Source organism: Nonomuraea sp. NPDC002799, assembly GCF_053592075.1.
Genome location: NZ_JBSFVA010000131.1, coordinates 1 through 1798 on the forward strand (window position 1 = coordinate 1; position 1798 = coordinate 1798).

1 protein-coding gene is annotated in these 1798 nt (G+C 66.8%); it reads right to left on the reverse strand.

Features of this window, described 5'->3' with window-relative positions; translation table 11 throughout:
* Positions 1-41: 41 nt before the first annotated feature.
* Positions 42-1658 (reverse strand): ISL3 family transposase, encoded by a 1617-nt coding sequence (locus ACWD0F_RS52045; protein WP_449890575.1) that lies wholly within the window; start codon positions 1656-1658, stop codon positions 42-44.
* Between the last annotated feature and the right edge of the window lie 140 nt (positions 1659-1798).

Sequence of the window (1798 nt, forward strand, 5' to 3'; positions counted from 1 at the left end):
GGCTCTGGCACAAAGATCGTGATGCGGTCACATTGAGTGAGCTATGCCAGCAGGACGCGCTTGCGGAGTAGGTCAAGGTTCGCGCGGCCGAACATCTGGCGCTTGAGGGCCTTGATCCGGCACACGTTGCCCTCAACGGCGCCGCTGCTGTGGCTCAGAGTGAGGCCGTTGGTGACGGCATCCTGGTCGCGGCGGACGCCGCGGGCGAAGGTGTGCAGGTGGGGAAGGTCGTCGGTCTCGATACCGGTGAGCCAGCCTTCGAGGTGCTTGGCACCGGTCAGGCCGGTCATCATCTGGGCGAAAGTGGTGACGTGCTCGGCGAGCCGTGCCAGGGTGGCGCTGCGGTTTTTGAGCTGGGAGAGCTTGGCAACCTCGTCCTCGGTGAGATGGTCGGGGTGGCTGGTGAGCCAGCGGGTCGCTTCGCGGACTTTGGGCGGTGGTGCGGGCAGGTCGGCGACGTGCTGGTAGGGGCGTAAGGGCTCGACGAAGCGACGGACGGAGCGCTTGCTGCCGTTGTAACCCTGAGCGCTGATCTCGGAGTGGAGTTGGGCGGCGTCGTAGACGCCTTCGTTCCAGCGGCGGTGCAGGTAGGAGCCGTATCGGTCGATGGGGCGCATGCTCTTGCGAGGGCCGTTGATCAGTTCGTCGGCGGTGGTGGCGAGTCGGAACTTACGGACAGTCTTGTCGGCCAGGTCGAGGATCTTGCAGATATCGGTGTGCGTCTTGCCTTCCGCCAGGAGGGCATGGATGGTGGCGTGGCGTTCTCGTGTGCGGATCGCGGTCCGCGATTCCGGGGCGTCGGGAGCAGCGTTGACTTCGGGTTCTTCCTCGCGGGGCTGCGTCTCGGGCATGGGTTCGGCCAGGTCGGCGCGGTGGGCGCGGACTGTGGATTCGACCGCGGTGCACAGGTTGTGCCACAGGTGCCACCTGTCAGCGACCTGGGTCGCGTCGGGCGCGCCCTCGCGTGCGCCTTCGGCAAATCCGCCTGCCCTGTCGCGGCAGATCACCTGGATGCCGGGATGCTCTCGCAGCCAGGCGGCGAAGGCCTCGGCGGTGCGGTCGTCCAGGACGTCGATGGGCCGGTGGGTGGTCATGTCGATGAGGATGGTGGCGTAGGACTGGCCTCGGCGTTTGGCGAATTCGTCCACTCCCAGTACGGACACCGGGCCGATCTCGGGGTCGGGTAATGCGCGGATCAGCCGGATCAGCAGGGACCGGGAGACGGTGATACCCAGCCGGTCGGCCAAGCGTGCCCCGGCTCGCCCGGCCAGAGCCAGTGCGATGTGTTCGAGCAGCCGACGCAGTGTCGATGTCCGCCGCGCGTACGGTTGGGCGAGTTCGGGCACCTGTTCGGCGAAGGTGCGGATCCGGCAGCCGGGGTTGACGCAGAACCACCGCCGCACCTGCAGTTCGATGGTCACGGGTACCTCGCCGCAGGTCACGTCCTGGAGACGGCGACGGTATCGGCTGTGGACGCGCGGGCTGAGCGTGCCGCAGCCCGCGCACGCGGCCTCGGTGTTCTTCACGCGTGCGCTGATCAGCAGGCCACGTCGGCCCTCTGTCACCGTCTCTATCTGGACGGTCCCCAGGTGGGGGAACAAGCAGGACAAAAGATCGAAGCGGGCGCCCTCGCCGCCCGCCTGAAAGTGCAGCACCATAGTCCTCGCGGCCGCTTGTGGTGATCGGATTCTTGGTCGAACCTGATCTTTACGAAGCGGCCGCCCTCATGCGCGGTCAGTTGCGGAACCGCGACCGTGATCACGCGCTGTCACGGCATCACGATCTTTGTGCCAGAGCC